This window comes from Paraburkholderia sartisoli (genome assembly GCF_900107685.1).
In the GTDB taxonomy this organism is placed as follows: domain Bacteria; phylum Pseudomonadota; class Gammaproteobacteria; order Burkholderiales; family Burkholderiaceae; genus Paraburkholderia; species Paraburkholderia sartisoli.
Genome location: NZ_FNRQ01000001.1, coordinates 272,986 through 299,811, shown reverse-complemented (window position 1 = coordinate 299,811; position 26,826 = coordinate 272,986). Strand labels below are relative to the sequence as shown.

Annotated in this window: 23 protein-coding genes; 4 read left to right on the top strand and 19 right to left on the bottom strand. The window is 63.5% G+C overall.

Features of this window, described 5'->3' with window-relative positions; genetic code table 11:
• Positions 1 to 320: 320 nt before the first annotated feature.
• The 13 genes from BLV45_RS01410 to BLV45_RS01350 form a co-directional block, all read right to left on the bottom strand.
• Entirely contained in the window at positions 321 to 1,580 is a 1,260-nt protein-coding gene (locus tag BLV45_RS01410; protein ID WP_090527903.1) for a phospholipase D-like domain-containing protein, read from the bottom strand.
• Positions 1,577 to 2,053 (bottom strand): dihydroneopterin triphosphate diphosphatase, encoded by a 477-nt coding sequence (gene nudB, locus BLV45_RS01405; protein WP_090530928.1) that lies wholly within the window; start codon positions 2,051 to 2,053, stop codon positions 1,577 to 1,579. Before nudB ends, BLV45_RS01410 begins: the two co-directional genes overlap by 4 nt.
• A 165-nt stretch (positions 2,054 to 2,218) precedes the next feature.
• On the bottom strand, positions 2,219 to 4,021 hold the full coding sequence (gene aspS / locus BLV45_RS01400; protein ID WP_090527901.1) for an aspartate--tRNA ligase: 1,803 nt from the start codon (positions 4,019 to 4,021) through the stop codon (positions 2,219 to 2,221).
• Positions 4,022 to 4,084: 63 nt separating this feature from the next.
• Positions 4,085 to 4,747: a DUF502 domain-containing protein gene (locus tag BLV45_RS01395; protein ID WP_090527898.1), complete on the bottom strand. Its 663-nt coding sequence runs from the start codon at positions 4,745 to 4,747 to the stop codon at positions 4,085 to 4,087.
• Positions 4,748 to 4,819: 72 nt separating this feature from the next.
• Complete coding sequence (locus BLV45_RS01390) at positions 4,820 to 5,188, bottom strand: FmdB family zinc ribbon protein (protein ID WP_090527896.1); 369 nt, start codon at positions 5,186 to 5,188, stop codon at positions 4,820 to 4,822.
• A gap of 138 nt (positions 5,189 to 5,326) precedes the next feature.
• Positions 5,327 to 5,986 carry a methyltransferase domain-containing protein gene (locus BLV45_RS01385; RefSeq protein WP_090527891.1) on the bottom strand — a complete coding sequence of 220 codons (660 nt, stop codon included), beginning with the start codon at positions 5,984 to 5,986 and terminating at the stop codon, positions 5,327 to 5,329.
• A 35-nt stretch (positions 5,987 to 6,021) separates the two neighbouring features.
• Positions 6,022 to 7,602 (bottom strand): ubiquinone biosynthesis regulatory protein kinase UbiB, encoded by a 1,581-nt coding sequence (ubiB, locus tag BLV45_RS01380; RefSeq protein ID WP_090527889.1) that lies wholly within the window; start codon positions 7,600 to 7,602, stop codon positions 6,022 to 6,024.
• A gap of 15 nt (positions 7,603 to 7,617) precedes the next feature.
• Positions 7,618 to 8,262 carry a ubiquinone biosynthesis accessory factor UbiJ gene (locus tag BLV45_RS01375; protein ID WP_090527886.1) on the bottom strand — a complete coding sequence of 215 codons (645 nt, stop codon included), beginning with the start codon at positions 8,260 to 8,262 and terminating at the stop codon, positions 7,618 to 7,620.
• 154 nt (positions 8,263 to 8,416) lie between these two features.
• Positions 8,417 to 9,427, bottom strand: coding sequence for a Tim44 domain-containing protein (locus BLV45_RS01370; protein ID WP_090527884.1), 1,011 nt, complete (start codon positions 9,425 to 9,427; stop codon positions 8,417 to 8,419).
• Positions 9,428 to 9,462: 35 nt separating this feature from the next.
• A complete protein-coding gene (gene ubiE, locus BLV45_RS01365) occupies positions 9,463 to 10,194 on the bottom strand; it encodes a bifunctional demethylmenaquinone methyltransferase/2-methoxy-6-polyprenyl-1,4-benzoquinol methylase UbiE (RefSeq protein WP_090527881.1) in 732 nt (243 codons plus the stop codon).
• 82 nt (positions 10,195 to 10,276) lie between these two features.
• On the bottom strand, positions 10,277 to 10,702 hold the full coding sequence (locus BLV45_RS01360; protein WP_090527878.1) for a gamma-butyrobetaine hydroxylase-like domain-containing protein: 426 nt from the start codon (positions 10,700 to 10,702) through the stop codon (positions 10,277 to 10,279).
• A gap of 7 nt (positions 10,703 to 10,709) precedes the next feature.
• Entirely contained in the window at positions 10,710 to 11,138 is a 429-nt protein-coding gene (locus tag BLV45_RS01355; protein WP_090527875.1) for an HIT family protein, read from the bottom strand.
• Positions 11,139 to 11,171: 33 nt separating this feature from the next.
• Positions 11,172 to 15,254: a DUF3683 domain-containing protein gene (locus BLV45_RS01350; RefSeq protein ID WP_090527871.1), complete on the bottom strand. Its 4,083-nt coding sequence runs from the start codon at positions 15,252 to 15,254 to the stop codon at positions 11,172 to 11,174.
• A gap of 583 nt (positions 15,255 to 15,837) precedes the next feature.
• Here BLV45_RS01350 and ilvA point away from each other — a divergent pair.
• From ilvA to queF, 3 genes are read left to right on the top strand one after another with little or no spacing between them, the layout of a single operon-like run.
• Positions 15,838 to 17,361 (top strand): threonine ammonia-lyase, biosynthetic, encoded by a 1,524-nt coding sequence (gene ilvA / locus BLV45_RS01340; RefSeq protein WP_090527869.1) that lies wholly within the window; start codon positions 15,838 to 15,840, stop codon positions 17,359 to 17,361.
• Positions 17,362 to 17,382: 21 nt separating this feature from the next.
• Positions 17,383 to 18,300, top strand: coding sequence for a 5'-nucleotidase (locus tag BLV45_RS01335; protein ID WP_090527866.1), 918 nt, complete (start codon positions 17,383 to 17,385; stop codon positions 18,298 to 18,300).
• On the top strand, positions 18,297 to 19,121 hold the full coding sequence (gene queF, locus BLV45_RS01330) for an NADPH-dependent 7-cyano-7-deazaguanine reductase QueF (protein ID WP_090527863.1): 825 nt from the start codon (positions 18,297 to 18,299) through the stop codon (positions 19,119 to 19,121). The genes BLV45_RS01335 and queF overlap by 4 nt, the downstream gene beginning before the upstream one ends.
• Before the next feature lie 221 nt (positions 19,122 to 19,342).
• Here queF and BLV45_RS27380 read toward each other — a convergent pair whose 3' ends face one another.
• The 4 genes from BLV45_RS27380 to BLV45_RS01310 form a co-directional block, all read right to left on the bottom strand.
• Complete coding sequence (locus BLV45_RS27380) at positions 19,343 to 20,005, bottom strand: hypothetical protein (RefSeq protein ID WP_176954048.1); 663 nt, start codon at positions 20,003 to 20,005, stop codon at positions 19,343 to 19,345.
• Positions 20,006 to 20,258: 253 nt separating this feature from the next.
• Positions 20,259 to 20,645: a RidA family protein gene (locus BLV45_RS01320; protein WP_090527857.1), complete on the bottom strand. Its 387-nt coding sequence runs from the start codon at positions 20,643 to 20,645 to the stop codon at positions 20,259 to 20,261.
• Positions 20,646 to 20,725: 80 nt separating this feature from the next.
• Complete coding sequence (locus BLV45_RS01315; RefSeq protein ID WP_090527854.1) at positions 20,726 to 22,207, bottom strand: N-acyl-D-amino-acid deacylase family protein; 1,482 nt, start codon at positions 22,205 to 22,207, stop codon at positions 20,726 to 20,728.
• A 3-nt stretch (positions 22,208 to 22,210) separates the two neighbouring features.
• Positions 22,211 to 23,101: a MurR/RpiR family transcriptional regulator gene (locus BLV45_RS01310; RefSeq protein WP_090527851.1), complete on the bottom strand. Its 891-nt coding sequence runs from the start codon at positions 23,099 to 23,101 to the stop codon at positions 22,211 to 22,213.
• A gap of 168 nt (positions 23,102 to 23,269) precedes the next feature.
• Between BLV45_RS01310 and BLV45_RS01305 the strand changes: the two genes are divergently transcribed.
• Complete coding sequence (locus BLV45_RS01305) at positions 23,270 to 24,547, top strand: amino acid deaminase (protein WP_090527850.1); 1,278 nt, start codon at positions 23,270 to 23,272, stop codon at positions 24,545 to 24,547.
• 97 nt (positions 24,548 to 24,644) lie between these two features.
• Here BLV45_RS01305 and BLV45_RS01300 read toward each other — a convergent pair whose 3' ends face one another.
• Both BLV45_RS01300 and BLV45_RS01295 read right to left on the bottom strand, forming a co-directional pair.
• Positions 24,645 to 25,097, bottom strand: a complete 453-nt coding sequence (locus tag BLV45_RS01300) for a MarR family winged helix-turn-helix transcriptional regulator (protein WP_090527847.1) — start codon at positions 25,095 to 25,097, stop codon at positions 24,645 to 24,647.
• A 29-nt stretch (positions 25,098 to 25,126) separates the two neighbouring features.
• The gene (locus tag BLV45_RS01295) at positions 25,127 to 26,722 is read right to left on the bottom strand and encodes an MDR family MFS transporter (protein WP_090530925.1); all 1,596 of its coding nucleotides are present in this window, start codon (positions 26,720 to 26,722) and stop codon (positions 25,127 to 25,129) included.
• Positions 26,723 to 26,826 lie beyond the last annotated feature (104 nt).

Sequence of the window (26,826 nt, the reverse complement as noted above, 5' to 3'; positions counted from 1 at the left end):
CTTTTATACCGTTCTGATTTGATCGAAAGAAAATCGAACGTCCGTACTATTGTTGGGTACGACCGTCCGTGAAACAAGTACTTTATTAGAAACCGGTTTCTAACTGGCCTCCAATTTTGCGGCATCCGTCAATCGGACGAGGCGTAATTTTCGGGATTGTTCGCTCATGCCGCTTAATGGCAGTTTTACCGGCTCGACGCGCCGGTGTATCCAGGTGAATCACCCGGATTGCGCCGGGCCGCTGGACAGGATCGGCGATGGCTTTAGCGGGCTGATGAGGCCGCATGGCCTGGCATGCCCGGGCGGGTGCGCGCCGGGTGTCAGTCGTAACCGCCCACGGTCAGCACCTTCATGACCGCCCGATACGTGTTGTAGGCCAGCCAGTTGAGGATGCGCTCGCCGCGCGGACGCGCTTCGTAGCGCGCGAGGTCGATGCGGCGCGACTCGTCGAACGCGGTCAGGATCGCGGCGCGCAGGTCGTGGATCCCGGGATCGGCCACCAGCACGACGTTCGCCTCGTTGTTGACGAGCAGGCTGAGCGCGTCGAGGTTCGACGAACCCACCGTTCCCCAGCTCGAATCGACGACTGCGACCTTGCCGTGCAGCAACGTCTTCTCGTATTCGGCGATCTTGACGCCGGCGCGCAGCAGCGCCCGGTACAGGAACGGCACCGCGTAATCAAGCGCGGCGAACTCCTTGCGGCCGATGACGAGCCGCACCTCGACGCCGCGCCGCGCCGCATGCGTGAGCGCACGGCGCAGCTTGCGGCCCGGCATGAAATACGGATTGGCGAGCAGCACCTCGGTGCGCGCCTGGCCAATCGCGGCCAGATACGCCTTTTCGATCGCACGACGATTGACGAGGTTGTCGCGCGCGACGAACCCAACGCATGGCTGCCCGGTGCCGCGAGGGTCGCCGTGCCCGTGACGGCGCATCCGCAAACGCGCGGCGCGGCCCGGATCGGGCTGCGCCGCGCCGTCCACACCGGACGATTCGACCGGCTTGTAGCCGGTGCGAATGCGGCGCCACTGCACCTCGAACGCCTCGCGAATGTCCGTCACCACCGGCCCGCTCAGTTCGACCGCGAAATCCCAGCGCGGGTACGGCAGGCGCTCGCCGTTGTTGTCGAGGTCGTCGACGACGTTGATGCCGCCGCAGTACGCGTACGTGTCGTCGATCACCGCGAGCTTGCGGTGGGTGCGCGAGAAGCCGAAGCGGCCAAAGATATGCGGGTTGTAAATGCGGTGTTCGACGCCGTTCGACGGCCAGTCGTTGGAAAGCGCGAGCCTCGCGGTGCCGATGCCGTCGGTGATCACGCGTACCCGCACGCCCCGCGCCGCGGCTCTCGATAGCGCGGCGGACACTGTCTGGCCGGCTTCGTCGTCGCAGAAGATGTAGGTTTCGAGCGCGACATCGCGTGTCGCGGCGTCGATGCGACGGATCAGCGTGTCGAAGTATTCGCTGCCGGAGTGAAAGAGCTCGACACCGTTGCCGGTGGTGAAGCGGTATCGCCGCCAGTAACGCCGGCTGCGAAGACTCTGGCGGAGCCGCGCGAAACGCCGCGTGGCGAGGCTCGTCATCCCAGGCGCGCCGCGAGGCGCGTCGGCAGCTGCAGGATGGCTTCCCGGTTCGACGACGAGAAACAGCGCGCCGCCGCCTCTTCATACGGCAACCAGGCGTAAGCGGTGTGCTCGCGCGGTGCGAGCGTCACCTCGACGCGGCCCGGCACCTGAAGGCTGAACCAGTGCTCCACGTTGCGCGTGACGCCTTCTGCATAACGATGACGCCACACCGGGTAAATCTCGTATTCGATCTGATGCTGCCAGTCGAGCAGCGCGCCGGCCGGCACCGCGGGTGAACCGACGACGATACCCGTTTCCTCACCGACCTCCCGCATGGCCGTCTCGACGATGGGCTCGCAGGCGTGATCCTTCGATCCCGTCACAGATTGCCAGAAACCCGGCCGGTCGACCCGTTCGATGATCAGCACGTCGAGTTGCGGCGTATGGATGACGACAAGGACAGACTCCGGAATCTTCGGCGGTTTCGGCATGGTGATCGGCAATCGGGCAACGCACCGTGCATGCGCAGGTTACGTACGATACGTGTCAGTCAGTGGATCGAGTTCGCTTCGACTGTAACGCAAAATAAGAAAAAGGCGCATGACGCGCCTTTTTCCCTGATGCAGTTGAAGCCGGTTCGGACGTTCGGAGAACGCTTATTGAACCTTCGGTTCCGGCTGGCGCAGACGGATGTGAAGTTCGCGCAGCTGGCGCTCGTCCACTTCGCTCGGTGCCTGCGTGAGCAGACATTGCGCGCGTTGCGTCTTCGGGAACGCGATCACATCGCGGATCGAATCGGCACGCGCCATCATCGTAACGATGCGGTCGAGACCGAACGCGATACCGCCATGCGGCGGCGCGCCGTACTGCAGCGCGTCGAGCAGGAAGCCGAACTTCGCACGGGCTTCCTCGGCGCTGATCTTGAGCGCGCGGAACACCTTGCTCTGCACTTCTTCCTGATAGATACGCACCGAACCGCCACCGATTTCCCAGCCGTTCAGCACCATGTCGTAGGCCTTCGCGAGGCAACGACCCGGGTCCGTTTCCAGATATTCCAGGTGCTCGTCCTTCGGGCTCGTGAACGGATGGTGAGCGGCGACGTGGCGCGCTTCTTCCTCGTCGTACTCGAACATCGGGAAGTCGATCACCCACAGCGGCTTCCAGCCGTCCTCGACGAGACCGTTCGCCTTGCCGAATTCCGAATGGCCGATCTTCAGGCGCAGCGCGCCGAGGCTGTCGTTCACCACCTTCGCGCGGTCTGCCGCGAAGAAAATGATGTCGCCGTCCTGCGCGCCGGTGCGCTCGAGGATCGCCGCGATCGATGCGTCGTGCAGGTTCTTGACGATCGGGCTTTGCAGGCCGTCACGGCCCTTCGCGACTTCGTTGACCTTGACCCACGCGAGACCCTTCGCGCCGTAGATGCGCACGAATTCCGTGTAGCTGTCGATGTCGCCGCGCGTAAGTTCGCCGCCCTTCGGCACGCGCAGCGCCGCAACGCGGCCGTCCTTCGTGTTGGCCGGCGTGCTGAACACCTTGAAGTCGACGTCCTTCATGACATCGGTCAGGTCGGTGAATTCGAGCTTCACGCGCAGGTCCGGCTTGTCCGAACCGAAACGGCGCATGGCTTCCGAATACAGCATGACCGGGAATTTCTCGTCGAGCTGGACGCCGATCGTTTCCTTGAACACGTGACGGATCATCGCCTCGAACAGGTCGCGGATTTCCTGTTCGGTGAGGAACGAGGTTTCGCAGTCGATCTGCGTGAATTCCGGCTGACGGTCGGCGCGCAGGTCTTCGTCGCGGAAGCACTTGACGATCTGGTAGTAGCGGTCGAAGTTCGCCACCATCAGCAACTGCTTGAAGAGCTGCGGCGACTGCGGTAGCGCGAAGAACTGGCCCGGGTTCGTGCGCGACGGCACGAGGTAATCGCGCGCGCCTTCCGGCGTGCTCTTGGTGAGCATCGGCGTTTCGATGTCGATGAAGCCCTGCGCGTCGAGATATTTGCGCACTTCCATCGCCACGCGATAGCGCAGACGCAGGTTGTGCTGCATCTGCGGACGGCGCAGGTCGAGCACGCGATGCGTGAGGCGCGTGGTTTCCGACAGGTTGTCGTCGTCGAGCTGGAACGGCGGCGTGACCGACGCATTCAGCACGGTCAGCTCGTGGCACAGCACTTCGATCTTGCCGCTCTTCAGGCCGGCGTTCACCGTGCCTTCCGGACGGTTGCGGACAACCCCCTGCACGCGCACGCAGAACTCGTTGCGCACGCCTTCGGCGATCTTGAACATCTCCGCGCGATCCGGATCGCAGACGACCTGAACGAGGCCTTCGCGGTCGCGCAGGTCGATGAAGATGACGCCGCCGTGGTCGCGACGACGGCTCACCCAGCCGCACAGCGACACGGTTTGGCCCAGCAGGTGTTCGGTCACCAGACCGCAGTATTCAGATCTCATCGACATGATGTTTGTCTTTCGTTTTGCATTGATCGAACGGTGCGCGCCGGCTAGCGACGCGCTCCGGCATTACAGCGGAGGTTCGATGGTGGTCGCGCGGCGCACCGGCGCCGGCTGCACGGGCACGGACGGCGCCACGACGCCCATCGAAACGATGTATTTGAGCGCGGCGTCGACCGTCATATCGAGTTCGACGACCTCGCTCTTCGGCACCATCAGGAAGAAGCCGGACGTCGGATTCGGCGTCGTGGGCACGTACACGCTCACGTGCTCTTCCTTCAGGTGGTTGACCACGTCGCCGCCGGGAATGCCCGTCAGAAACGCGATCGTGTAGGAACCCTTGCGCGGATACTCGATCAGCAGCGCCTTGCGAAACGCGTTGCCGCTGCTGGAAAGCAGCGTGTCCGACACCTGCTTCACGCTGGTATAGATCGGACCGACCACCGGAATATGACGCACGACGACTTCCCACCACTTCACGAGCGTCTGCCCGATGAAGTTCTGCGTCAATAGTCCGACGATAAAAATGAAGGCGAGCGTCAGCACCGCGCCGAGCCCCGGCAGGCGGAACCCGAGCGCGCGCTCCGGCTGCCATGATTCCGGCAGCAACAGCAGCGTCTGATCCATCGTGCCGATGATCAGACCGAGCACCCACAAGGTGATGGCGAGCGGCACCAGCACCAGCAGGCCGGTCAGGAACACCGATTTGAGCGTCGTCTTTTTCGTCGTCATGTATACCGCCAGTGAACCGCGCGGTATCGATCCGCCGCGGTGTGCTTGTCGCCCTTGCGGGCTGCGATGCTGCTATGCGCTGTCCGCGCTCGAACCCGATGCGGGCGCTGCGGCAGCCGGTGCGGCCGGCGCGGCTTTCGCGCTGTCCGTGCCAGCGGATGACGCACCCGCATCGCTCTTGCCACTATCGGCCTTCGCTGGTTCGGCAGCGCCGTTTTCACCGGCAGCGGGCTTCGCGGCTGCATTCGCACCGCCCGAGCCACCTCGAAAGTCGGTGACGTACCAGCCCGAGCCCTTCAGCTGGAAGCCCGCGGCCGTAACCTGTTTGCGGAACGTGTCCTTGCTGCATTCCGGACATTGCGTCAACGGGGCGTCGCTCATCTTCTGAAGCACGTCCTTCCCAAAGCCGCATGATTCACAACGATAAGCGTAGATCGGCATGATCTTTATTCCCTGCGAAAATCCTGTAAACGCCTGCAAAGCCTTGAATTATAGCCGCAAACGGTTTGCCACCCCGGAAATCGGGGCCTGCGGCGGACAGAGCCGCCGCCGGACTAAATGGGGGCGTTGCGGCCTGGATCAAGCTGCCGCAACACCCCGGCGACGCCATGTCATCCAGCGTTCACGCCCGGCGAATATAGGTATTGAATCCGCGACGGCCTCGTCTTCGATCAGTTCGAAATGCGGGGCCAGCAACGCGTCCAGTTCTCCACGCTCGATGCCGAACGGCGGCCCTTTCGGCGTCGCGCCGAGAAAGTAAAAGCCGGCGAGCAACGCCCCTGCCGGCAGCAACGCGGCCATCCGCTGCGCATAATCGCCCCAGCGGGCTTTCGGCAGTGCGCAGAGAAAGGCACGCTCGTAAATCCAGGCTGGCGCGAACGGCGGCTCATACGCGAAGAAATCCGCCTGTTCGACGACCGGCGCGTAAGCGCCCAACCGCTCGCGCGCGGTGACGACCGCGTTCGGCGAAAAATCGATGGCGCGCACCTGGCGCCCAGCCTGCGCGAGCGCCAGTGCTTCCCATGCGCTGCCGCAGCCGGGAATCAGCACCGCGCCCTCCGTATGTCGCGCGGCGAATGCCTTGAACGCCGGCGGCACGCCCGCCTGATCCCACGGCATGAAACCGCGCTCGAAGCGCTCGTCCCAGAACGCAGGCGAATCCGGATCGCGCGAGGCGAATTCCGGCGCGGTCTGGCGCGCGTCGGCGGGCGGCTTCGGACGGTTTGAATCAGCGCTCATCGATATCTCCCGGTCAGGCTAAGATCAGGCAACGATCACCCGCCATACAACATGGCCACCCAGACCCGCGCGAGCACCGCGCCCACGCCCGCGGCAACGCCGAACATCAGCAGCCCCTGCAACAGCCGGTTGGTCCGCTTCTGCTCCAGCAGGATCATGCGCATGACGTCGTCGTGTGGCTGGCCGTGCTGGGCGTCGTGACGCGACGCCAGCGCGTGATGGATCAGGCGCGGCAGTTGCGGCAGCGTCTTGCTCCACTGCGGCGCTTCGATCTTGAGCCGCTCGTACCATCCGGACAGCCCGATCTGCTCGTTCATCCAGCGTTCGAGATACGGCTTTGCCGTTTTCCACAGATCAAGTTCGGGATCGAGCGAGCGGCCGAGACCCTCGACGTTCAGCATCGTCTTTTGCAGCAGCACGAGCTGCGGCTGGATCTCGACGTTAAAGCGCCGCGACGTCGAGAACAGACGCAGCAACACCTGACCGAGCGAAATATCCTTCAGCGCGCGATCGAAGTAGGGTTCGCATACCGCGCGAATCGCGCTTTCGAGTTCTTCGACGCGGGTCGTTTTCGGCACCCAGCCCGACTCCAGATGCAGCGTCGCGACGCGATGGTAGTCGCGCTTGAAGAACGCGAGAAAGTTCTGCGCGAGGTAGTTTTTATCGAAGTCCGACAGCGCGCCGACGATGCCGAAATCGAGCGCGATATAGCGCCCGAAGTGCCTCGGATCGAGGCTCACCTGGATGTTGCCCGGATGCATGTCGGCGTGAAAAAAGCCGTCGCGGAACACCTGGGTGAAGAATATCTCGACCCCTTCGCGCGCCAGCTTCGGAATGTCGACGCCCGCGGCGCGCAGCGTTTCCACCTGGCTGATCGGTACACCGACCATCCGTTCCATCACGAGCACATTGGGTGTGCAGAATTCCCAGTACATCTCGGGCACGAGCAGCAAATCCAGCCCGGCGAAATTGCGGCGCAGCTGGCTGCCGTTCGCGGCCTCGCGCATCAGGTCGAGTTCGTCGTGCAGGTATTTGTCGAATTCGCCGACCACCTCGCGCGGTTTCAGGCGCTTGCCGTCCGCCCACAGGCGCTCGGCCCACACGGCGAGGTCGCGCATCAGCGCGAGGTCGGAATCGATCACGGGCAGCATGTTCGGCCGCAGCACCTTGACCGCGACCGGCTTGCCCGCGTGCTGGCCGGTCTTCACCTTCGCGAAATGCACCTGCGCGATCGACGCGCTCGCCACCGGCACCCGTTCGAAGTCGTCGAACAGCACGCCGACCGGCGCGCCCAGCGATTTTTCGACAATCGCGATCGCGACATCCGAATCAAACGGCGGCACCTGGTCCTGGAGTTTCGCGAGCTCGTTGGCGATATCGACGGGGAGCAGATCGCGCCGCGTGGACAATACCTGACCGAACTTCACGAAGATCGGCCCGAGGCTTTCGAGCGCCAGACGAAGACGCACGCCCGGCGGTTGCTCGAACTTGCGGCCGATCGTGGTGATACGCAGCAGCAGACGCACGCGCCGGTCGTTGACGCGGCTCAACATCATTTCGTCGAGACCAAAACGGATGACGGTAAAGAATATTTTTAGAAAGCGCAGAAAACGCATCGTAGAGCCCGGTGACTAGCGCGTGCCGCGCGAAGTGGCGGCTCCGCCCGACGCATCGGCGTCACGGGCTTCAACCTTGTGTTCAAGACGTTCGACGCGCTTTTCGACGCGCGCCAGCGCATCGCGCGCGCGGGCGAGTTCGGCGTTGAAGTCCTCCAGCGCCGCGCGCCGCACCAGTTGCGGCTTTTCGTCGAGCAGATATTCCGCGACCGAATCGAGCAGATTGCGGCCCGTGCGCAGCGCCTGCCCGTGCGCCGAACGCACCAGGGTCGCGACGCGCACCGCCGGGCCGTCGCCGATCAGCTTCGCCAGATCTTCTTCCGGCTCCCAGCGCAGATGCTCGGCGAGCTTCGCGATCACCGTGGCGAACTCGGCGTCGCCCTCGATCTTCACGTGCTTCATGACCGCGGCCTGACCGCCCTGCACGAACGCAGGCAGCGCGTCCGACGGTACGAACACCACGACGTCGAACTGCTGCGTGACGGATTCGTCGACCGCGGACAGATAGCCGTCCGGCCCGACGAGCAGTATCAGCGTGACAGGTGAGCAGGTGAGCCGGGCGGTCTTGCCGGCGTAGGGAGCGAGGCGCTCGCGTGCCCACGATTCGCGGGCGAGCAGATGGTTGACGGCAGCAGCGAAGGGCTTGGCGGCGAGGGTCATCGGAAGTGGAAAGAAAAAACCCGCGCCGGCGATCTGCCAGCGCGGGTTCCTATTGTAACGTCCGTTGGCTTGCGGACTGTCTATGCCGAACGGCCAGTCAGACGGCCAGTGAATCAGCGACCGGGTGCCTGCGCGGCGTGCCCGGCCTTCAGGATCAATGCTGCGCGACCTGCTGGATGCCGGCGAGCAGCCAGCCTTCGTTGGCGTGCGTCGACTTCGACAGGTTCCAGATTTCCACGAACGGCTCGGCCGAAGCGCCCGCCGACTCGCGAATCAGGCCTGAGAAACGCACGCTCGCCAGATACTCGCTGCCGCGGTCCTCGACGCCCAGCAGATCCGCGTTCAGTTGCACGACGTCCGTCTGGTTGGCTTCCGCGCCGCGCGAGGAGAGATCCACCTTCACCTCGGCGAACATTTCCGGCGTCGTGAATTCGCGGATGTCTTCCATGTTGCCGACGTCCCACGCGGCCTGCAGTCGCACGAAGTACACCTTCGCGTTGCGCAGGAACGCTTCCGTGTCGAAGTTCGCCGGCACCGAAGGCGCGGCGCCGATTGCCGGCGTATCCGACGGACCGCCCAGCGGCGCGGAATACGGGCCCGACGGCGGCGCCGTATAGGCCGGCTCCCGCGTCGAATAGCCGGTACCGCCTGCGTTCAACGTCGGCGAACCGGCGCCGCCCGCGTAGGCCGGCGTACCGGCGTCACGCCTGCGTCCGATGAACTTGCGGATCAGCCAGATGGCCACCATCGCGATCAACGCGATGATGATGAAGTTCGCCATCGCGCCGGCAAACGCCTCGCCAAGGCCAAAGTGCGACAGCAGCGCGGCGATACCGAGACCGGCGGCGAGACCCGCGATCGGGCCAAGCCAGCGCGAACGGTTCGGCGCCGGCGTGGCACCGGGGGCCGGCTGCGCGCGCTGCGCCTGGGCGCCTTGCGCCGATTGCTGCGTGGGTTGTGCGGGCTGCGCCGGCGGCGGCGTGGTGGAACGCTGCATGGTGTTCGACTGGCGGCCGAAGCTACGCCCGCCGCCCATGCGACGCGCCTCGGCGTCGAGCGAGGCGAGCGTGCCAGCCATGATCAGACCGACCATCGCCAGCAGTCCGATTCGCCTCGCCCAGGAACCCGATTTCTTACGGGAAGCTAACACAACGGAATCAGACATTTTTCACATTCCTTAAAAAACAATGGATTAGGACGCTAGTATTTCGTCCCCACATGTAAAGCTACCACACCAGCTGACAAATTGTAATATTTGACGGCATCGAGGCCAGCTTGTTCCATCATTGTTTTCAAGGTTTCCTGATCCGGATGCATGCGGATCGATTCGGCGAGGTACCGATAGCTTTCGGCGTCTTTCGCAAAACGGTCGCCGAGCCACGGCAGCACCTTGAACGAATAGACATCGTAGGCTTTCTTCAGCGGATCCCAGACTTTCGAGAACTCCAGCACGAGCAGCCGCCCGGCCGGCTTCAGCACGCGGCGCATTTCGGCCAGCGCCACGTCCTTGTGCGTCATGTTGCGCAACCCGAAGGCGACTGTGACCACGTCGAAGTAGTTGTCCGGAAAGGGGATTTTTTCGGCGTCGCACAACAGCGCCGGCGTGATCACGCCCTTGTCGATCAGACGGTCGCGGCCCACGCGCAGCATCGATTCGTTGATGTCCGTGTGCCAGACCTCGCCCGTCGCGCCCGCCTGCTTCGCGAACGCCTTCGAAAGATCGCCCGTCCCGCCCGCGATATCGAGCACCTTGAAGCCCGGGCGCACGTTCGCCTGGGCGATCGTGAACATCTTCCACGCGCGATGCAGCCCGCCCGACATCAGGTCGTTCATCAGGTCGTAGTTGGTGGCGACCGAGTGGAACACACCCGCCACCTTCTTCGCTTTTTCCTGTTCGTCGACTGTCTGGAAGCCGAAGTGGGTTTTGTTCATCGCGCTTGTCCTTTCGCGTATTCTGAAATGTTGCGCCGCACGATCCGGCGCGCAGGCCGCATCGTACCAGCGGACGACCCAGTCAGTGGCAATGTCCGTGCCCGTGGCCGTGGGCGGCGCCCGCCGCGTCCATCGGCGCGTCGCGGTCGACGCCCGCCGCTTCGAGCTTGCCGAGGTACTCACGCCACAGTTCGTCCTGGCGGATCGCGATGTCGTACAGCAAATCCCACGAGTAAAGGCCGGTCGAATGGCCGTCGGAGAACGTCGGCTGCAGCGCATAATTGCCGACGCCTTCGATCGATACGATCGACACGTCACGCTTGCCGGTTTGCAGCGTTTCCTGACCCGGACCGTGCCCGCGCACTTCCGCCGAAGGTGAAAACACGCGCAGCAGCTCGAACGGTACGCGGTAGCTGTTGCCGTCGCCGTACTGGAGTTCGAGCACGCGCGATTTCGCGTGAACGACCACGCCGGTCGGAACCAGCGTGTCAGGAGTCAGTCCGCTCATGATGACCTCAGGCGAGAGCCTGTTCGATTTCGTTGCGCACCGCTTCGCGCAGCAGCGTGGCCTGCGCGCGGCGCTGCGACAGCAGCGCCTCCGACACCGTCCGCTGGCGCGGCGCCCAGATAGGCAGCGGAAAATGCGCGTCGTTGGAAAAGCGCGGAATCACATGCCAGTGCACGTGCGGCACCTGGTTGCCAAGACTCGCGAGATTCACCTTCACCGGTTGCATGACGCGGCGTATCGCGCGCTCGACCGCGTAGACCGCGCGCATCACGCGACCGCGCTCTTCTTCAGACAAATCGGAAAACTCGGCGACATGCGCGTTCCAGATCACCCGGCAAAAGCCCGGGTAATCGTGTTCATCGGCGAGAACGACACGCAGCGTATCGTTCTGCCACAGCACGTCGCCGCCTTCCTCACGGCAAAATACACAATCCATCATCTTCCTCGAACGGATATGTCAGCCGTGTCATTAGACCAGCACGCGCTCGATTCCGCCATTGTTCGCCCGTTGCACGTAGTCGGCCATCCAGTCTTCGCCCAGCACGAGACGCGCCATTTCGACGACGATGTAATCCGCTTCCGTGCCCGAATCCTCGTTATAGCGGGACAGGCCCTGCAGGCACGACGGGCAGCTGGTGAGAATCTTCACGTCCGGCGCCTTGCCCGGCTGCGGGCCGCTGCCGACCTTCAGCACTGAACCTTCGGCCGCACCCGCTGCACCCGCCGGATTGAGCGCGTTCGCCCCCGCCTCGCCGACTAGCGGAATCGCACGCAGCTTCGCCGCGCCCTTGCGCATCTCCTCTTCCTTGCGGAAGCGGACCTGCGTCGAGATATCCGGACGCGTCACGGCGAGCGTGCCCGATTCGCCGCAGCAGCGATCGTTCTTCTCGATCCTGTAGCCGTCGTGTTCGGAGCCCATCAGTTCATTGACGAGCTTTACCGGGTCCATCGTCTTGATCGGCGTGTGACACGGGTCGTGATACATGTAGCGCGTGCCGCTGACGCCTTCGAGTTTCATGCCCTTTTCAAGCAGGAATTCGTGGATGTCGATGATCCGGCAACCCGGGAAGATTTTCTCGAATTCGTAGCCCGCGAGCTGGTCGTAACACGTGCCGCACGACACCACCACGGTCTTGATGTCGAGATAGTTCAGCGTGTTCGCGACGCGATGGAACAGCACGCGGTTGTCGGTGACGATCTTCTCGGCCTTGTCGTACTGGCCCGCGCCGCGCTGCGGATAGCCGCAGCACAGGTAACCCGGCGGCAAGACCGTTTGCACGCCCGCTTCCCACAGCATCGCCTGCGTCGCGAGGCCAACCTGCGAGAAGAGACGCTCCGAGCCGCAGCCCGGGAAGTAGAACACCGCCTCCGAATCCGCGGTGGTCGTCTTCGGGTTGCGGATAATCGGCACGATCTTGTTGTCTTCGATGTCGAGCAGCGCGCGGGCCGTTTTCTTCGGCAGATTGCCCGGCATCTTCTTGTTCATGAAGTGGATCACCTGCTGCACGGCCGGCGGCTTGCCGACCGTCGCCGGCGGGTGCGCCGTCTGCTTCTTCGCGAACTTCTTCAGCACGTCGTTGCCGAGGCGCTGCGCCTTGTAGCCGATGCCCATCATCGCGGTGCGCGCGAGGTTGATGGTCTGCGGATTCGTTGCGTTGAGGAAGAACATGCCGGCCGCGTTGCCCGGGTTGAACTTCTTCTTGCCCATCTTGCGCAGCAGGTTGCGCATGTTCATCGTCACGTCGCCGAAGTCGATCTTCACCGGACACGGCGTCACGCACTTGTGACAGACCGTGCAGTGATCGGCGACGTCGTTGAACTCGTCCCAGTGCTTGATCGACACGCCACGGCGCGTCTGCTCTTCGTACAGGAACGCCTCGACCAGCAAGGACGTAGCAAGAATCTTGTTGCGCGGGCTGTACAGCAGGTTCGCGCGCGGCACGTGCGTCGCACACACCGGCTTGCACTTGCCGCAGCGCAGGCAGTCCTTCACCGAATCGGCGATCGCGCCGATGTCGGACTGCTGCATGATCAGCGATTCATAGCCCATCAGGCCGAAGCTCGGCGTGTACGCGTTGCGCAGGTCAGCGCCTTCGAGCAGCTTGCCCGCGTTGAAGCGGCCATGCGGATCGACGCGCTGCTTGTACGCGCGGAATTCGCCGATTTCGTCTTCGGTCAGAAATTCGAGCTTCGTGATGCCGATGCCGTGCTCGCCGGAAATCACGCCGTCGAGCGAACGCGCGAGCTTCATGATGCGCGCGACCGCCGTGTGGGCGTCCTGCAGCATCTCGTAGTTATCGGAATTGACCGGAATATTCGTGTGAACGTTGCCGTCGCCCGCGTGCATGTGCAGCGCGACGAACACGCGGCCGCGCAGCACCCGCTTGTGGATGGCCTGCGCTTCGTCGAGGATCGGCTTGAACTCGCCGCCCGCGAAAATCTGGCGCAGTTCCGCGCGAATCTCGTTCTTCCACGACACGCGCACCGTGCGGTCCTGCGTCACGTGGAAAACGGTGGCGTCCGGTTGCGCATCGACACGGTCCGCGAATTTCTCCGCGAGACCTGCGTAGCCGAGCTGCACCATGTAGTGCTGCGCCTCGCGCAGCGACAGGTCGAGCTTGTCGCGCAGGAATTCCCAGCGCGCCCGCACGTGTTTCAGCAGATCCAGCGCCTGCTGCACGCGGTCTTCGAGCAGCTCGGCGCTCGGGATTTCGTTCGCGTCGTCGCTCTTGCCGAGCGGCAGCTTGCCGGCGTTGAAGAACGCTTCGAGCGCGTCGATCAGTTGCAGCTTGTTCTTGATCGACAGCTCGATGTTGATGCGCTCGATGCCGTCCGTGTACTCGCCCATCCGGTTGAGCGGAATCACGACGTCTTCGTTGATCTTGAACGCGTTCGTGTGCTTCGCGATCGCGGCCGTGCGGCTGCGGTCGAGCCAGAAGCGCTTGCGCGCTTCGGCGCTCACGGCGACAAACCCTTCGCCGCTCTTGCTGTTGGCCATCCGCACGACTTCCGACGTGGCGTGCGCGACCGCATCGGCGTCATCGCCGACGATGTCGCCGATCAGCACCATCTTCGGAAACGCGTTGCGCTTGCTCTTCGTCGCGTAGCCGACCGCGCGCAGATAGCGCTCGTCGAGGTGTTCGAGGCCCGCGAGAATCGCGCCGCCCTTCTTCGACGTCTCGAACAGGTAATCCTTGATTTCGACGATGCTCGGAATCGCCTCGCGCGCCTGGCCGAAAAATTCGAGGCAGACGGTGCGCGTATTCGCGGGCATCTTGTGCAGCACCCAGCGCGCCGACGTGATCAGGCCGTCGCAACCTTCCTTCTGGATGCCGGGCAGACCGGCCAGGAATTTGTCGGTGACGTCCTTGCCGAGCCCTTCCTTGCGAAAGCGCCGGCCTTCGATGTCGAGCGACTCGGTGCGCAGCAGCTTTTCGCCCGGCGCGTATTCGCCGTCGAACCACTTCAGCTCGAAACGCGCGACCGCGATGTCGTGGATCTTGCCCATATTGTGGTCAAGACGCGTGACTTCGAGCCAGTTGCCTTCCGGGTCGACCATGCGCCACCAGGCGAGGTTGTCGAGCGCCGTGCCCCACAGCACCGCCTTCTTGCCGCCCGCGTTCATCGCGACGTTGCCGCCGATGCACGATGCGTCGAGCGACGTCGGGTCGACCGCGAACACGAAGCCCGCCTGCTCGGCGGCTTCGGTCACGCGACGCGTGACGACGCCCGCGCCCGAGAAGATCGTCGCGACGCGCCGGTCAACGCCGGGCAACTCGGTCATCTCGACCGCTCCGAGTTCTTCGAGCTTTTCGGTGTTGATGACGGCCGAGAACGGCGTGAGCGGCACCGCGCCGCCCGTGTAGCCCGTGCCGCCGCCTCGCGGGATCACGGTCAGACCGAGTTCGAAGCACGCCTTGATGAGGCCGGCGATTTCGGCTTCGCTATCCGGCGTCAGGACGACGAACGGGTATTCGACGCGCCAGTCGGTCGCATCGGTGACGTGCGACACGCGCGACAGGCCATCGAAGCGGATGTTGTCCTTCTGCGTCTGGCGGCCCAGCACCTTGGTCGCACGCTTGCGCAGGTCGGCGGTTTTGTCGAACTCGCTCGCGAAATCGGCGACGGCGCGGCGCGCGGCGGCGACCAGCGTTTCGACGCGCGCCGCGCGGTCGATGCCCGCTTCGTCGCCGTGTTCGATCAGGTCGGCTTTACGGCGCTTCTCGATTTCGGTCAGACGATGGTTCAGCGCTTCGATCAGCTGCGCGCGGCGCTTCGGGTTGTCGAGCAGGTCGTCCTGCAGATACGGATTGCGGCGCACGACCCAGATGTCGCCGAGTACTTCGTACAGCATCCGTGCCGAACGGCCGGTGCGGCGCTCGGCGCGCAGTTCGGCGAGCGCCGCCCAGGCTTCGTCGCCCAGCAGGCGGATGACGATTTCGCGATCGGAGAACGACGTGTAGTTATAGGGGATTTCGCGCAGGCGCGGTTCGAGGTCGACGGCTACCGCGGCGGCGGCACCGTGCGGATCGAAAACTTGAGGTGCGTTCATATTCGGACGACTCGGTGGGTCAGCGAAGCCCGCTTCAGACGAAGGGGCCGGCTGACAGTGCGCGTGGGGCGCAATTCTGGAAATCTTTCTGTTGGGTGAAGCCCGGACGACGGGAAATCACGTCGACGGCCTCACAGCGCTAGCAGCTACACGATCGTGCATGCCGGACGTGCCGCTGCGCCGCGGGACGAGACTCACGCGGTACGGGCATCAAATGGTCGATCCGGGGCTGCCAGTGCATCTTCCGATCCTTGTTCCAAAATGGGATTCTAACGCATGATGCATGCGCGCGCCGGAGGCGGAATAAGGCTTCGACGGGTGTTTCACGCCTCTGCCCCGCCGATGGACGATCCGTTTCGTACACAGGCACGCCGCCCGACGCTCGCGCGGGTCGGGCGACAGACAGGGGATGGGTCCGCCGCAATCGGCGATGCCACGCAGATGGGGCGCTCACCGACGTCGTGCGACGTGGCCTGCGTCCTGGCCAGATGGTCGACGCTCACGCGTCCGGGGCCAGCCTGACGACGGTTGGCGCTATCATTAGCCCTTTCCCGTCCCGCAAAGCGCGTTGCGCGCCACCCGCATGGCTTCCCACGACTATCTGAAGAAAACCCTGACCGCGCGCGTCTACGACGTGGCCCGCGAGACCGAGCTCGAACGTGCGCCGAATCTGTCGGCACGGCTGCGCAACCCGATTTATCTGAAGCGCGAGGACAATCAGCCGGTTTTCTCGTTCAAGCTGCGTGGTGCGTACAACAAGATGGTGAACCTGCCGGCCGACGCGCTGGAGCGCGGCGTCATCACGGCGTCGGCGGGCAATCACGCGCAGGGCGTGGCGCTGTCCGCGGCGCGGCTTGGCGTGAAGGCGATCATCGTGGTGCCGGTCACGACGCCTCAGGTGAAGGTCGACGCGGTGCGCGCTCACGGCGGCCCGACCGTCGAAGTCGTGCAGTTCGGCGAATCGTTTAGCGACGCCTACGTGTACGCCACGAAGCTCCAGGCCGAACGCGAGCTCACGTTCGTGCATCCGTTCGACGATCCGTATGTGATCGCCGGCCAGGGCACGGTCGCGATGGAGATCCTGCGCCAGCACCAGGGGCCGCTGCACGCGATCTTCGTGCCGATCGGCGGCGGCGGCCTTGCGGCGGGCGTTGCGGCCTACGTCAAGGCGGTGCGCCCCGAGATCAAGGTGATCGGCGTGCAGACCGAGGATTCGTGCGCGATGGCCGAATCGCTGAAGGCGAAAGCGCGTGTCACGCTGAGCGAGGTCGGCCTGTTCTCCGATGGCACGGCGGTGAAGCTGGTGGGCGAGGAGACGTTCCGCCTGTGCAGCGAGTATCTCGACGACGTGCTGGTCGTGAACACCGACGCGCTGTGCGCCGCCATCAAGGATGTCTTCCAGGACACGCGCAGCGTGCTGGAACCGGCGGGCGCGCTCGCGGTGGCGGGCGCGAAGCAGTACGCGGAACGCGAGGGCATCGAAGGGCAGACGCTGGTCGCGATCACGTCCGGCGCCAACATGAATTTCGACCGGATGCGCTTCGTCGCGGAGCGCGCCGAGGTGGGCGAGGCGCGCGAGGCGGTGTTTGCCGTCACGATTCCCGAGGAGCGCGGCAGCTTCAAACGCTTTTGCGAACTGGTCGGCACGCGCAGCGTCACCGAGTTCAACTACCGGATTGCGGATGCCAGTTCGGCGCACATCTTTGTCGGCGTGCAGATCAGGGACCGTGGTGAATCGGCCGAGATCGCGACGGCGTTCGAGGAACACGGTTTCGCGACCGTCGACCTGACGCACGACGAACTCTCGAAGCAGCACATCCGTTACATGGTGGGCGGCCGCTCGCCGCTTGCCCACGACGAACGCCTGTTCCGCTTCGAGTTTCCCGAGCGGCCGGGCGCGCTGATGAAGTTCCTGTCGTCGATGGCGCCGAACTGGAACATCAGCCTCTTTCACTACCGCAATCAGGGCGCCGATTACAGTTCGATCCTCGTCGGCATCCAGGTGCCGGGCGCGGAGAACGGAGAATTCGCGCGCTTCCTCGGTTCGCTGGGTTATCCATACTGGGAAGAAAGCACGAATCCGGTTTACCGGCTGTTCCTTTCCTGACGGCACCGGACGTCGACGCATATGGCTTTTTCGCTCGAGGACAAGCTGGTCGTGGCGATTTCATCGCGGGCGCTGTTCGACTTCGAGGAAGAGAACCGCGTCTACGAAGCCGGCGACCTGCAGGCTTACGAAGCGTTGCAGCGCGAGCGCCTGAACGTGCCGGCGCCGCCGGGCGTCGCGTTTCCGCTGATTCGCAAGTTGCTGGCGCTGAACACCGGCGCGCATCGGGTGGAGGTCGTGATCCTGTCGCGCAGCGATCCGATCAGCGGGTTGCGCGCGTTCAGTTCGTGTCGCGAGCATGGCCTTGCGATCGAGCGCGGCGTGTTCACGCGCGGGCGGGCGCCGTTTGGCTACCTGAAGCCGCTGAATGCATCGCTCTTTCTCTCGGCGAATCAGGACGACGTGCGCGACGCACTGGCGGCCGGATTTCCGGCTGCGCGCGTGCTGCCGGAATCGGCGAAAATGGCGAGCAGGCATCCGGACGAGATTCGCATTGCCTTCGACGGCGACGCCGTGCTGTTTTCCGACGAAGCCGAGCGCGTGTTTCAGAGGGAGGGTCTGGGCGCGTTTATCGGCCACGAGACGGACAAGAAGGATCTGCCGCTCGCGGACGGGCCGCTCAAGCCGCTACTGGGCGCGCTGCATCGCCTGCAGAAACTTGCTGACGAGGCCGCGCCGACGCAGAGTGCGCCGATGCGCATCCGTACCGCGCTGGTGACGGCGCGCTCCGCGCCCGCGCATGAGCGCGCGATCCGGACGCTGATGCAATGGAACATCGAAATCGACGAAGCGATGTTCCTCGGTGGGCTCGACAAGGGGGAATTCCTGCGCGAGTTCGAGCCGGACTTTTTCTTCGACGACCAAATTCGCCATTGCGAATCGGCCCGCGTGGTTACGGCGACCGGGCACGTCGTGAGTGGCATCGTGAACGCATCATGACACCTGAACAATCGCCGCTTGGCAAACCTTCTTCCTATACGGAACAGTACGACGCATCGCTGCTCTTTCCGATCGAGCGTAGCGCTGCGCGCGAGACGATCGGCATTGGCGCGCGGTTGCCGTTCTTTGGCACGGACATCTGGAATGCGTATGAGCTTTCGTGGCTGAACCCGCGGGGCAAGCCGCAGATCGCGGTGGCGACGTTTTTTATTCCGGCGGATTCGCCGAATATTGTCGAGTCGAAGTCGTTCAAGCTTTACCTTGGCTCGTTTGCGCACACGGCGTTCGAGTCGATCGATGTCGTGCGCGAGACGATCAGGCGGGATGTGTCGGCTGCGAGTGGCGCTTCGGTTTCGTTGCATCTTGCGCCGCCGGCCGAGTTTGGCAAGCTTGCGCTGGAGGAGTTCGAGGGGTTGTCGCTGGACCGGCTGGATCTTGATGCGTCTGTGTACCATCCGGAGCCTTCGTTTTTGACTGCGGCTTTAGATGAGGCGCCTGTTGAGGAGACGTTGTTCTCTAATCTGTTGAAGTCGAATTGCCCTGTGACCGGGCAGCCGGATTGGGGAAGCGTGCAGATTCATTATGTCGGTCCGCAGATCGATCATGCGGGGTTGTTGCGGTACATCATTTCCTACCGTAACCACACCGGGTTTCATGAGCAATGCGTCGAGCGGATTTTTGTCGATGTGATGAGGGCCTGCCGGCCTGTCAAACTGGCGGTTTATGCGCGCTATACGCGGCGCGGAGGGCTGGATATCAATCCGTTCCGGACTAATTTTAATCTGCCTATGCCGGATAATTTGCGTACCGCGCGGCAGTGATTTTTTTGTTTTTTTGTTGTTCTGGCTTTTTGGCCCCTTTGGCGGGGCGGCATTCTGGTTTTTTCGTGCCGAAGCTGGGGTTTTTTGTTGTTCTGGCTTTTTGGCCTTTCCTTGAATTCACGTCGGTCTATTAGCGTTGCCCCTGTGCAGGGCGGCATTTCGGGTTTTTCGTTTTCTGGCCTGATGTTTCTTTGGCCTTTCCTTGCGTTCATGTCGGTCTATTAGCGTCGCCCCTGTGCGGGGCGGCACCTACTTTTCTTTGTCTTCCAAAGAAAAGTAGGCAAAAGAAAGGCGCTCCGAAAACTCACCTTTTCCAGGCGCGTCATCGTTGGGGAATGGCAACCCATGAAGTGTCGCCCCCGCACTTCACCCGCCTTTGGTCCCCACACGATTCCGTCCCGCGCGCATTCAGCGTCCGTGACAAAGCCGTCATCCACCCGACTCCGCGCTACGCGCATCGCCGACCGGCATAACCCCTCCCGCGCATTCGCGCGGACACCTACACCTACACCCACATTGGCATTGGCATTGGCATTGGCATTGGCATTGGCATTGGCATTGGCATTGGCATTGGCGTTGGCGTTGGCGTTGGCGTTGGCGTTGGCGTTGGCGTTGGCGTTGGCGTTGGCGTTGGCGTTGGCGTCGGTAATCGAAGTCGAAGTCGCGTCCGCACTCGCACTCGCACTCGCACCTGCACTCGCAATCGCAATCGCGTCCTCGATCTCAATCGGTGATCTTCGGTCCCTGATGACGGCACCATTGAGCGGGCACTCCGCGACGCACGTAGTGCGGAGTGGGATGAATGAGCCCTGTGTCACGGGCGGTGCTGTGCGGGAGATCAGATCGTGCGCGGACCAGCGCGGCATCGAGCGCGAGAGCGACACCTCACGGGGTGCCATTCGCCAACGATGACGCACCTGGAAAAGGTAAGTTTTCGGAGCGCCTTTCTTTTGCCTACTTTTCTTTGGAAGACAAAGAAAAGTAGGTGCCGCCCCGCACAGGGGCGACGCTAATAGACCGACATGAATGCAAGGAAAGGCCAAAAACCCAGAACAACAAAAAAACGCCGCCCCGCCAAAGGGGCAGCCCAAACAGACCGAAAGCAAAACAAGGAAAGGCCAAAGAAAACCCCAACCCCTAGCCGCCAGGCGCCTTATAAGCGACACAATCCACTTCCACCCGGCAATCGATCACCATGCTGGACACAACACAGGCTCGCGCAGGCGGATTCTCACCAAAGTACTCCCGAAACACCTTGTTGAAAGAAGCAAAATCACGCGGATCATCGAGCCACACACCACACCGCACCACATGCTCCGCCCCATATCCAGCTTCCTTCAGAATGGCAAAAACATTCTGAATCGCCTTGTGCGATTGCTCAACGATGCCACCGTTGATCACCTCGCCGTTCTCCATCGGCGTCTGCCCGGAAACAAACAGCCAGCCATCCGCTTCGACCGCGCGAGCAAAAGGCATATGCTGCCCGCCAGTACCCTTTCCACCTTCCACGCCATAACGCTTCATCACATCACTCCTCAATCAAAACCGGCGAAGCCAGACCAACCAGCCACACCATAAAAATTAACAAACAAAAAAACCAGAAATCAGAACCCGCCCGCCGCATCACCCTTCGACGCCGCGCCGCGTGCAACAAAATGCCCTGCCCGCTCGCCAGTCGGCTGCCCGTCGCGATACGACAACACACCGTTCACCCACACCGCGTCGATACCGTCGGCGGCCTGCTGCGGCTTCTCGAACGTCGCCGCATCACGTACTCGCGCCGGGTCGAACAGCACCAGATCGGCGTGATAGCCCACATGCACCTCACCCCGCTGCACAAGACCAAACCGCCGCGCCGACAAACTGGTCATCTTGCGCACCGCCTCTTCCAGCGCAATCAAACCCGTGTCGCGCGCGTAGTGCCCAAGCACACGCGGAAACGCGCCCCACAACCGCGGATGCGGCAACGGATCGTTCGGCAATCCGTCCGACCCGACCATCGTTGCCGGATGCGACAGGATGCGCCGCACGTCGTCCTCCGACATGTTGTGATACACCGCGCCCGCCGGCTGCAACCGCTTGCCCGCCTCCTGCTGCGTCACGCCCCATTCGGCGGCAATCTCCTTCACGAGCTTGCCCGCCATCTCGGGATGCGGCTCCGACCAGGTGATCGTGATGTCGATGTCGCCGGTCACCTGCTTTACATCGAGCGTCGACGAACTGCGGTTGTATGGATAGCAGTCGCAGCCAATCGGCTGCAAACGGCGCGCCCCCTCCAGCGAGCCGAGCACCTCGGCGCTGCGCCCCCAGTTCGACGGCCCCGCGCACTTCAGATGCGAAATGATCACCGGCACGCGCGCATGACGCCCGACCCGATACGCCTCGTCCATCGCATCGAGAATCGCGTCGAACTCGGTGCGCATGTGCGTCGTGTACAACGCGCCCGCCGCGGCGAGCGGCTCGGCCAGCGCCATCACCTCTTCTGTCGGCGCGGAAAATGCCGAGCCGTACGCAAGGCCGCTGCTCAAACCCAGCGCACCGTTCGCGAGCGCCTCTTCGAGCTGCGCCACCATGCCTTCGATTTCCCGCGCCGTCGCCGCGCGGTCCAGCCGGTCCATCTGGTTGTTGCGCAGCGCCGTATGGCCGATCAGCGCGCCCACGTTGACCGCCGGCCGCGCCGCGTTGACCGCCTCGATGTAGGCGGCGAACGTCGGATACCTGAACGCGTCGCGCTCGCCGAGCAGGTTCATCGGATCAGGCGGATCGCCCTTCAATGCCACCGGCGAAGCACTGATCCCGCAGTTCCCGACGATCACCGTCGTCACGCCCTGCGTGATCTTCGGCAACATCTGCGGCGAGCGGATCACGTGCGTGTCGTCGTGCGTGTGGACGTCGATGAAACCGGGCGCCAGCGCGCGGCCGTTCGCCTCGACGACGTCTTCGGCGAGCCAGTTCGACAGGTTGCCGATCGCGACAATCCGGCCGTCGCGCACCGCGACGTCACGCTCGACCGGCGGCACGCCCGTGCCGTCGTAAAGCTGCGCGCCGACAATCAGCGTATCGGCGGCTTCGGGATGCGAATGCATGGATCAATCTCCTAGCGGTTGTCGTTCGCCGCCACCGCGATGGGCGTCGAGCGCGTGTTTCATGCGACGCAGCAACTCGCGGCTCTCGTCGCCGAGGCTGACGGCAAGCTCCGTGACGAGCACGTCCAGCGCCATCATCATCGCGTAACGTGACGACGACGGCTTGTAGATGAAATCCGTCTCGAACGCGACGATCGGAATCACCCAGTCGGCCAGCTTCGCGAGCGGCGAGGCGGGCGCGGTCAGCGCGATCACGGTCGCGCCGTAGTCGCGCGCGATCCGGCAGTTTTCGACCATCTCCGGCACGCGCCCGCTCGCCGACAGCGCAACCACGACGCAATCGCGCGACACGGTACTCGCCACCATACGCTGCAGCAGTCCATCCTGATACGTCGCGACCGGGCGGCCCAGCCGCACCAGCCGGAACCGCATCTCGTCGGCAAGCGCGGTCGAGCCGCCGCCCATGCCGAACACGTAGATCATCCGCGCGCCGCGCAGCACGGTTGCGGCATCGGCGAGCGGCGCCTCGCGCAACAACTGGTGGTTGTGAGCAAGCGTGGTCTGGAGTTCGTCGAAAATGCGCGTGGCAAGCGGCTCAGGCGCGTCCGCAGCCGCACTCGCCCGCAGAAACCGCTGCCCGACGGCGGCGGCCTGCGCGAGCCGCAGTTTCAGTTCGCGCACGTCGCGGCAACCCACGGTCTTTGCAAAACGCGTCACCGTCGCGATACTGACGCCCGCCTGCTGCGCCAGCGCACCGATGCTCGCGCGCGATGCGCCCGTCAGGTCGTCGAGAATCAGCGCGGCGACCTTGCGCTCGGCCGAACGCAATTCGGGCGCGTGCCCGGCGATGCGAGCGACAATGTCGAAAGTGAGCGTCTCAGCGGTCGAATTCATGGAAAACGGTGGGAACGCGGCGCGGCAAGGGGTATCGTTCGACTTAGCACGTTTGTCGTATACGAAACCATGCATGGTACTAAATAACATTTCTTCTACCATGCTACTTTCGCTAAGATATGGCTGTCAACCCGGCATCAATTTAACTGGACGATGGAGCAGGAGTACATGAAAGTTACAAACTATCAGGGCGCGACGATTGATCCTTATAGCAAGGGCTTGGGCATGGTTCCGGGCGCCAGTATCCAGCTGACGGACGCCGCGCGCCTTGAGTGGAATCTGCTGGATGAGGACGTCAGCCTGCCGGCGGCCGTGCTCTACGCGGACCGCATCGCGCACAACCTGAAGTGGATGCAGGCGTTCGTCGCGGAATACGGCGTGAAGCTCGCGCCTCACGGCAAGACGACGATGGCGCCGCAACTCTTCCGTCGCCAGCTGGAAACCGGTGCATGGGGCATCACGCTCGCCACCGCGCATCAGGTGCGCGCGGCGTATCACGGCGGTGTGCAGCGCGTGCTGATGGCGAACCAGCTGGTCGGCCGCCGCAACATGATGATGATCGCGGAGCTGCTGAGCGATCCGGAATTCGAATTCTTCTGCATCGTCGATTCGGCAGAAGGCGTCGAGCAGCTCGGCAAGTTCTTCGGCTCGGTGCGCAAGCAGCTGAACGTGCTGCTCGAACTGGGCGTGCCGGGCGGACGCACCGGCGTGCGCAGCCCCGGCCAGCGCAACGCGGTGCTCGAGGCGATCGCGCGCTATCCGGATTCGCTGAAGCTCGCGGGCGTCGAACTGTATGAAGGCGTGTTGCAGGACGAAGGCCAGGTTCGCGAATTCCTGCGCAGCGCGGTCGAGATCACGCAGACGCTCTCGAGCGAAGGCCGCTTCGCGCGCGCGCCGGCCATCCTGTCGGGCGCGGGTTCGGCGTGGTACGACGTGGTGGCGGAAGAATTCGCGAAAGCGTCCGCCGAAGGACAGATCGAAATCGTGCTGCGTCCGGGCTGCTATCTGACGCACGACGTCGGCATCTACAAGAAGGCGCAGAACGATATCTTCGCGCGCAATCCGGTTGCGAAGAAAATGGGCGAAGACCTGTTGCCGGCGCTGCAGCTGTGGGCGTACGTGCAGTCGATCCCGGAACCGGATCGCGCGATCATCGGTCTCGGCAAGCGCGATTCCGCGTTCGATGCCGGCATGCCGGAACCCGCGAAGCACTATCGTCCGGGCACCAAAGCGCCGCGCACGATCGCGAAAGATGAAAAGTGGGAAATCTTCGGGCTGATGGACCAGCACGCGTATCTGCGCATTCCGATGAACGCGGATATCAAGGTCGGCGACATGATCGCGTTCGATATCTCGCACCCGTGCCTGACGTTCGACAAGTGGCGCCAGTTGCTGGTCGTCGATCCGTCGTATCGCGTGACCGAGGTGATCGAGACGTTCTTCTGAGTCTCGCGTTCCGCGCGTCGCACACGTAAAAACGCCGACACTTTCGTCGGCGTTTTTACGTTCGGGCGGCGTTCGCGAAACGCGGTGTTGCGTGGCCTTACACAGGCTCGGCAGGCGCCGTCGCGGCCACTTCGCCGATGCGCGCTTCCAGCATCGACAGCGCGCCCGACAGCGCGGCGAGCGCGTCGTCCGGCAGCGTCGCGATCGTCTCGTGAAGAAACGTATTGCGTCGCGGCATGCTGGCTTCGATCGCAGCGCGCCCCACCGGCGTCAGCTTCACGTTCGTCACGCGGTTGTCGCGCGCGTCCATGCTGCGCGCGATCCAGCCCATGCCTTCGAGCGTCTTGAGTTGCCGCGTCAGTGCGCCCGGATCGACCAGCAGCTGCTCGACCAGCCGCTTCTGCGAAGACTCGCCCGCCTGACTGTAGAGCGCGAGCAGAATGCGCCAGCGCGGCATCGGATGGCCGACGTGCGCCTCGAACGCCGACATGAACGTCCGGTACGTGCGTCCGAACTGCTGGACGATGGCGATGCGATCCTGTTCTTCCATGATTTATCGATAGGGCAGCGCTCGGGTCGTCAGTCGACGTGAATCACCGGTTCGGCATGACGGACAAGCTTGATGGGCGGCACGCGGCGACTCTGCCACACCGAGACGACGGCAATTGCCGCCGCCACGGCGAGGCCGATGTGAATCGCCGAAACGAGCGATTCGCGCGCCGCTTCGAGCAGCAGCGCGCCGTTGTGACCGGCGTGGGCCAACTGGCTTAGCAGCGTCGCCTGCGCTTCGTGATTGATCAGGATCTGCGGGTCGCCGAGATCGTCGAACCACTGCGTCGCGTGATCGTTTTCCAGCGCGGTGCGCACGCCGCTCGCATACATGTGGCTCACGAACGTGCCGGTCAGCGCCGTCCCGAGCATGCCGCCGATCATCCGCAGCGATTGCAGCAGCGCCGTCGCGATACCGAGGTGCTCGCGGCCGGCCGTCTGCTGCGCGAAGATCGTCAGGTTCGGCATCACGAAACCGAGACCCATGCCGCCGAGAATCATGAACGTCATCAGGATCGAGCGAGGCATGCCGCGCGTCGCGACCACCACGCCCAGGCACGCGATCGCCAGCAGCGTGAAGCCCGCGTAGAGCATCAGATTCGGATTGCGCATCCGCGACACGAGCCGGCCATTCGCAATGCTGCCGATCGTGATGAACACGACGAGCGGCGTAATGACGAGCCCCGCTTCCTTCGGCGACAGCCCGAAGCCGCCCTGAAACAGCAGCGGTGCATAGAACAGCAGCGAAAACATGGTGAAGCCGCCCAGCACGGAAAGCGTGAACAGCGCGGAGAGGCTGCGGTTGCGGAACATGTCGAGTGGAAGAATCGGCTGCGCGAAGTGTTTCTCCCACTTCAACAACGCCCATCCCGACACCAGGCTGACCGCCAGCAGGAGCGGCGCGACGCCGCTGATGCCGTGCTTCGGCAACAGCTCGACGAACAGTTGCAGGCTGCCGAGCGCCACGGCGATCAGCAATGCACCGGGCCAGTCGAGCCGCATTTTCGTCTCATGCTCGATGTGGCGCAGATGGGGCAGGAAGCGCCACACGAAAAACAGCGACACGAGGCCGACCGGCAGATTGACGTAGAACACCGAGCGCCAGCCGTAATACTGCGTGAGAAAGCCGCCCAGCGACGGCCCGACGGCGTTCGCAATGCCGAACGCCGAACTCATCAGCACCTGCCAGCGCAGCCGCACGACGGAATCGGGAAACAGATCGGCAATGCACGCGAACGCGGTGCCGACCAGCATGCCGCCGCCGATGCCCTGCAATCCGCGCGCGAGGACAAGGAACAACATGGAATTCGCCATGCCGCACAGCACGGAAGCGCCGGTGAACACGACGATCGATGCGATCACGAACGGTTTGCGCCCGTAATAATCGCCGAGACGCCCGAAAATCGGCACGGTGATCACAGACGTCAGCAGATACGACGTCGCGACCCACGCGTAAAGCTCAAACCCCTTGAGTTCCGCGACGATGGTGGGCAGCGCGGTGCCGACGACGGTCTGGTCGAGCGCGACCAGCATGGTGACGAACGAGATGCCGAGCATCGCCATCAGCGATTCCCGGAACGGCAGGACTTGCCCGCTCGAGTGATGTGCAGCGGTATGGACAGCCATTTTTTGATTGCGCAACTGTTGACAGATCAACGAATATTGAATCATAGCATGACGACGGGTTCTAAACTGGCGGAACGGGCGGCTTTGTCGCCTCCGAATGCCTC

What these genes read in the sequence shown, in the direction of transcription:
- BLV45_RS01410 (WP_090527903.1), bottom strand. Translation starts at nt 1,580, where the DNA reads ATGACGAGCCTCGCCACGCGGCGTTTCGCGCGGCTCCGCCAGAGTCTT.
- nudB (WP_090530928.1), bottom strand. Translation starts at nt 2,053, where the DNA reads ATGCCGAAACCGCCGAAGATTCCGGAGTCTGTCCTTGTCGTCATCCAT.
- aspS (WP_090527901.1), bottom strand. Translation starts at nt 4,021, where the DNA reads ATGTCGATGAGATCTGAATACTGCGGTCTGGTGACCGAACACCTGCTG.
- BLV45_RS01395 (WP_090527898.1), bottom strand. Translation starts at nt 4,747, where the DNA reads ATGACGACGAAAAAGACGACGCTCAAATCGGTGTTCCTGACCGGCCTG.
- BLV45_RS01390 (WP_090527896.1), bottom strand. Translation starts at nt 5,188, where the DNA reads ATGCCGATCTACGCTTATCGTTGTGAATCATGCGGCTTTGGGAAGGAC.
- BLV45_RS01385 (WP_090527891.1), bottom strand. Translation starts at nt 5,986, where the DNA reads ATGAGCGCTGATTCAAACCGTCCGAAGCCGCCCGCCGACGCGCGCCAG.
- ubiB (WP_090527889.1), bottom strand. Translation starts at nt 7,602, where the DNA reads ATGCGTTTTCTGCGCTTTCTAAAAATATTCTTTACCGTCATCCGTTTT.
- BLV45_RS01375 (WP_090527886.1), bottom strand. Translation starts at nt 8,262, where the DNA reads ATGACCCTCGCCGCCAAGCCCTTCGCTGCTGCCGTCAACCATCTGCTC.
- BLV45_RS01370 (WP_090527884.1), bottom strand. Translation starts at nt 9,427, where the DNA reads ATGTCTGATTCCGTTGTGTTAGCTTCCCGTAAGAAATCGGGTTCCTGG.
- ubiE (WP_090527881.1), bottom strand. Translation starts at nt 10,194, where the DNA reads ATGAACAAAACCCACTTCGGCTTCCAGACAGTCGACGAACAGGAAAAA.
- BLV45_RS01360 (WP_090527878.1), bottom strand. Translation starts at nt 10,702, where the DNA reads ATGAGCGGACTGACTCCTGACACGCTGGTTCCGACCGGCGTGGTCGTT.
- BLV45_RS01355 (WP_090527875.1), bottom strand. Translation starts at nt 11,138, where the DNA reads ATGGATTGTGTATTTTGCCGTGAGGAAGGCGGCGACGTGCTGTGGCAG.
- BLV45_RS01350 (WP_090527871.1), bottom strand. Translation starts at nt 15,254, where the DNA reads ATGAACGCACCTCAAGTTTTCGATCCGCACGGTGCCGCCGCCGCGGTA.
- ilvA (WP_090527869.1), top strand. Translation starts at nt 15,838, where the DNA reads ATGGCTTCCCACGACTATCTGAAGAAAACCCTGACCGCGCGCGTCTAC.
- BLV45_RS01335 (WP_090527866.1), top strand. Translation starts at nt 17,383, where the DNA reads ATGGCTTTTTCGCTCGAGGACAAGCTGGTCGTGGCGATTTCATCGCGG.
- queF (WP_090527863.1), top strand. Translation starts at nt 18,297, where the DNA reads ATGACACCTGAACAATCGCCGCTTGGCAAACCTTCTTCCTATACGGAA.
- BLV45_RS01320 (WP_090527857.1), bottom strand. Translation starts at nt 20,645, where the DNA reads ATGAAGCGTTATGGCGTGGAAGGTGGAAAGGGTACTGGCGGGCAGCAT.
- BLV45_RS01315 (WP_090527854.1), bottom strand. Translation starts at nt 22,207, where the DNA reads ATGCATTCGCATCCCGAAGCCGCCGATACGCTGATTGTCGGCGCGCAG.
- BLV45_RS01310 (WP_090527851.1), bottom strand. Translation starts at nt 23,101, where the DNA reads ATGAATTCGACCGCTGAGACGCTCACTTTCGACATTGTCGCTCGCATC.
- BLV45_RS01305 (WP_090527850.1), top strand. Translation starts at nt 23,270, where the DNA reads ATGAAAGTTACAAACTATCAGGGCGCGACGATTGATCCTTATAGCAAG.
- BLV45_RS01300 (WP_090527847.1), bottom strand. Translation starts at nt 25,097, where the DNA reads ATGGAAGAACAGGATCGCATCGCCATCGTCCAGCAGTTCGGACGCACG.
- BLV45_RS01295 (WP_090530925.1), bottom strand. Translation starts at nt 26,722, where the DNA reads ATGGCTGTCCATACCGCTGCACATCACTCGAGCGGGCAAGTCCTGCCG.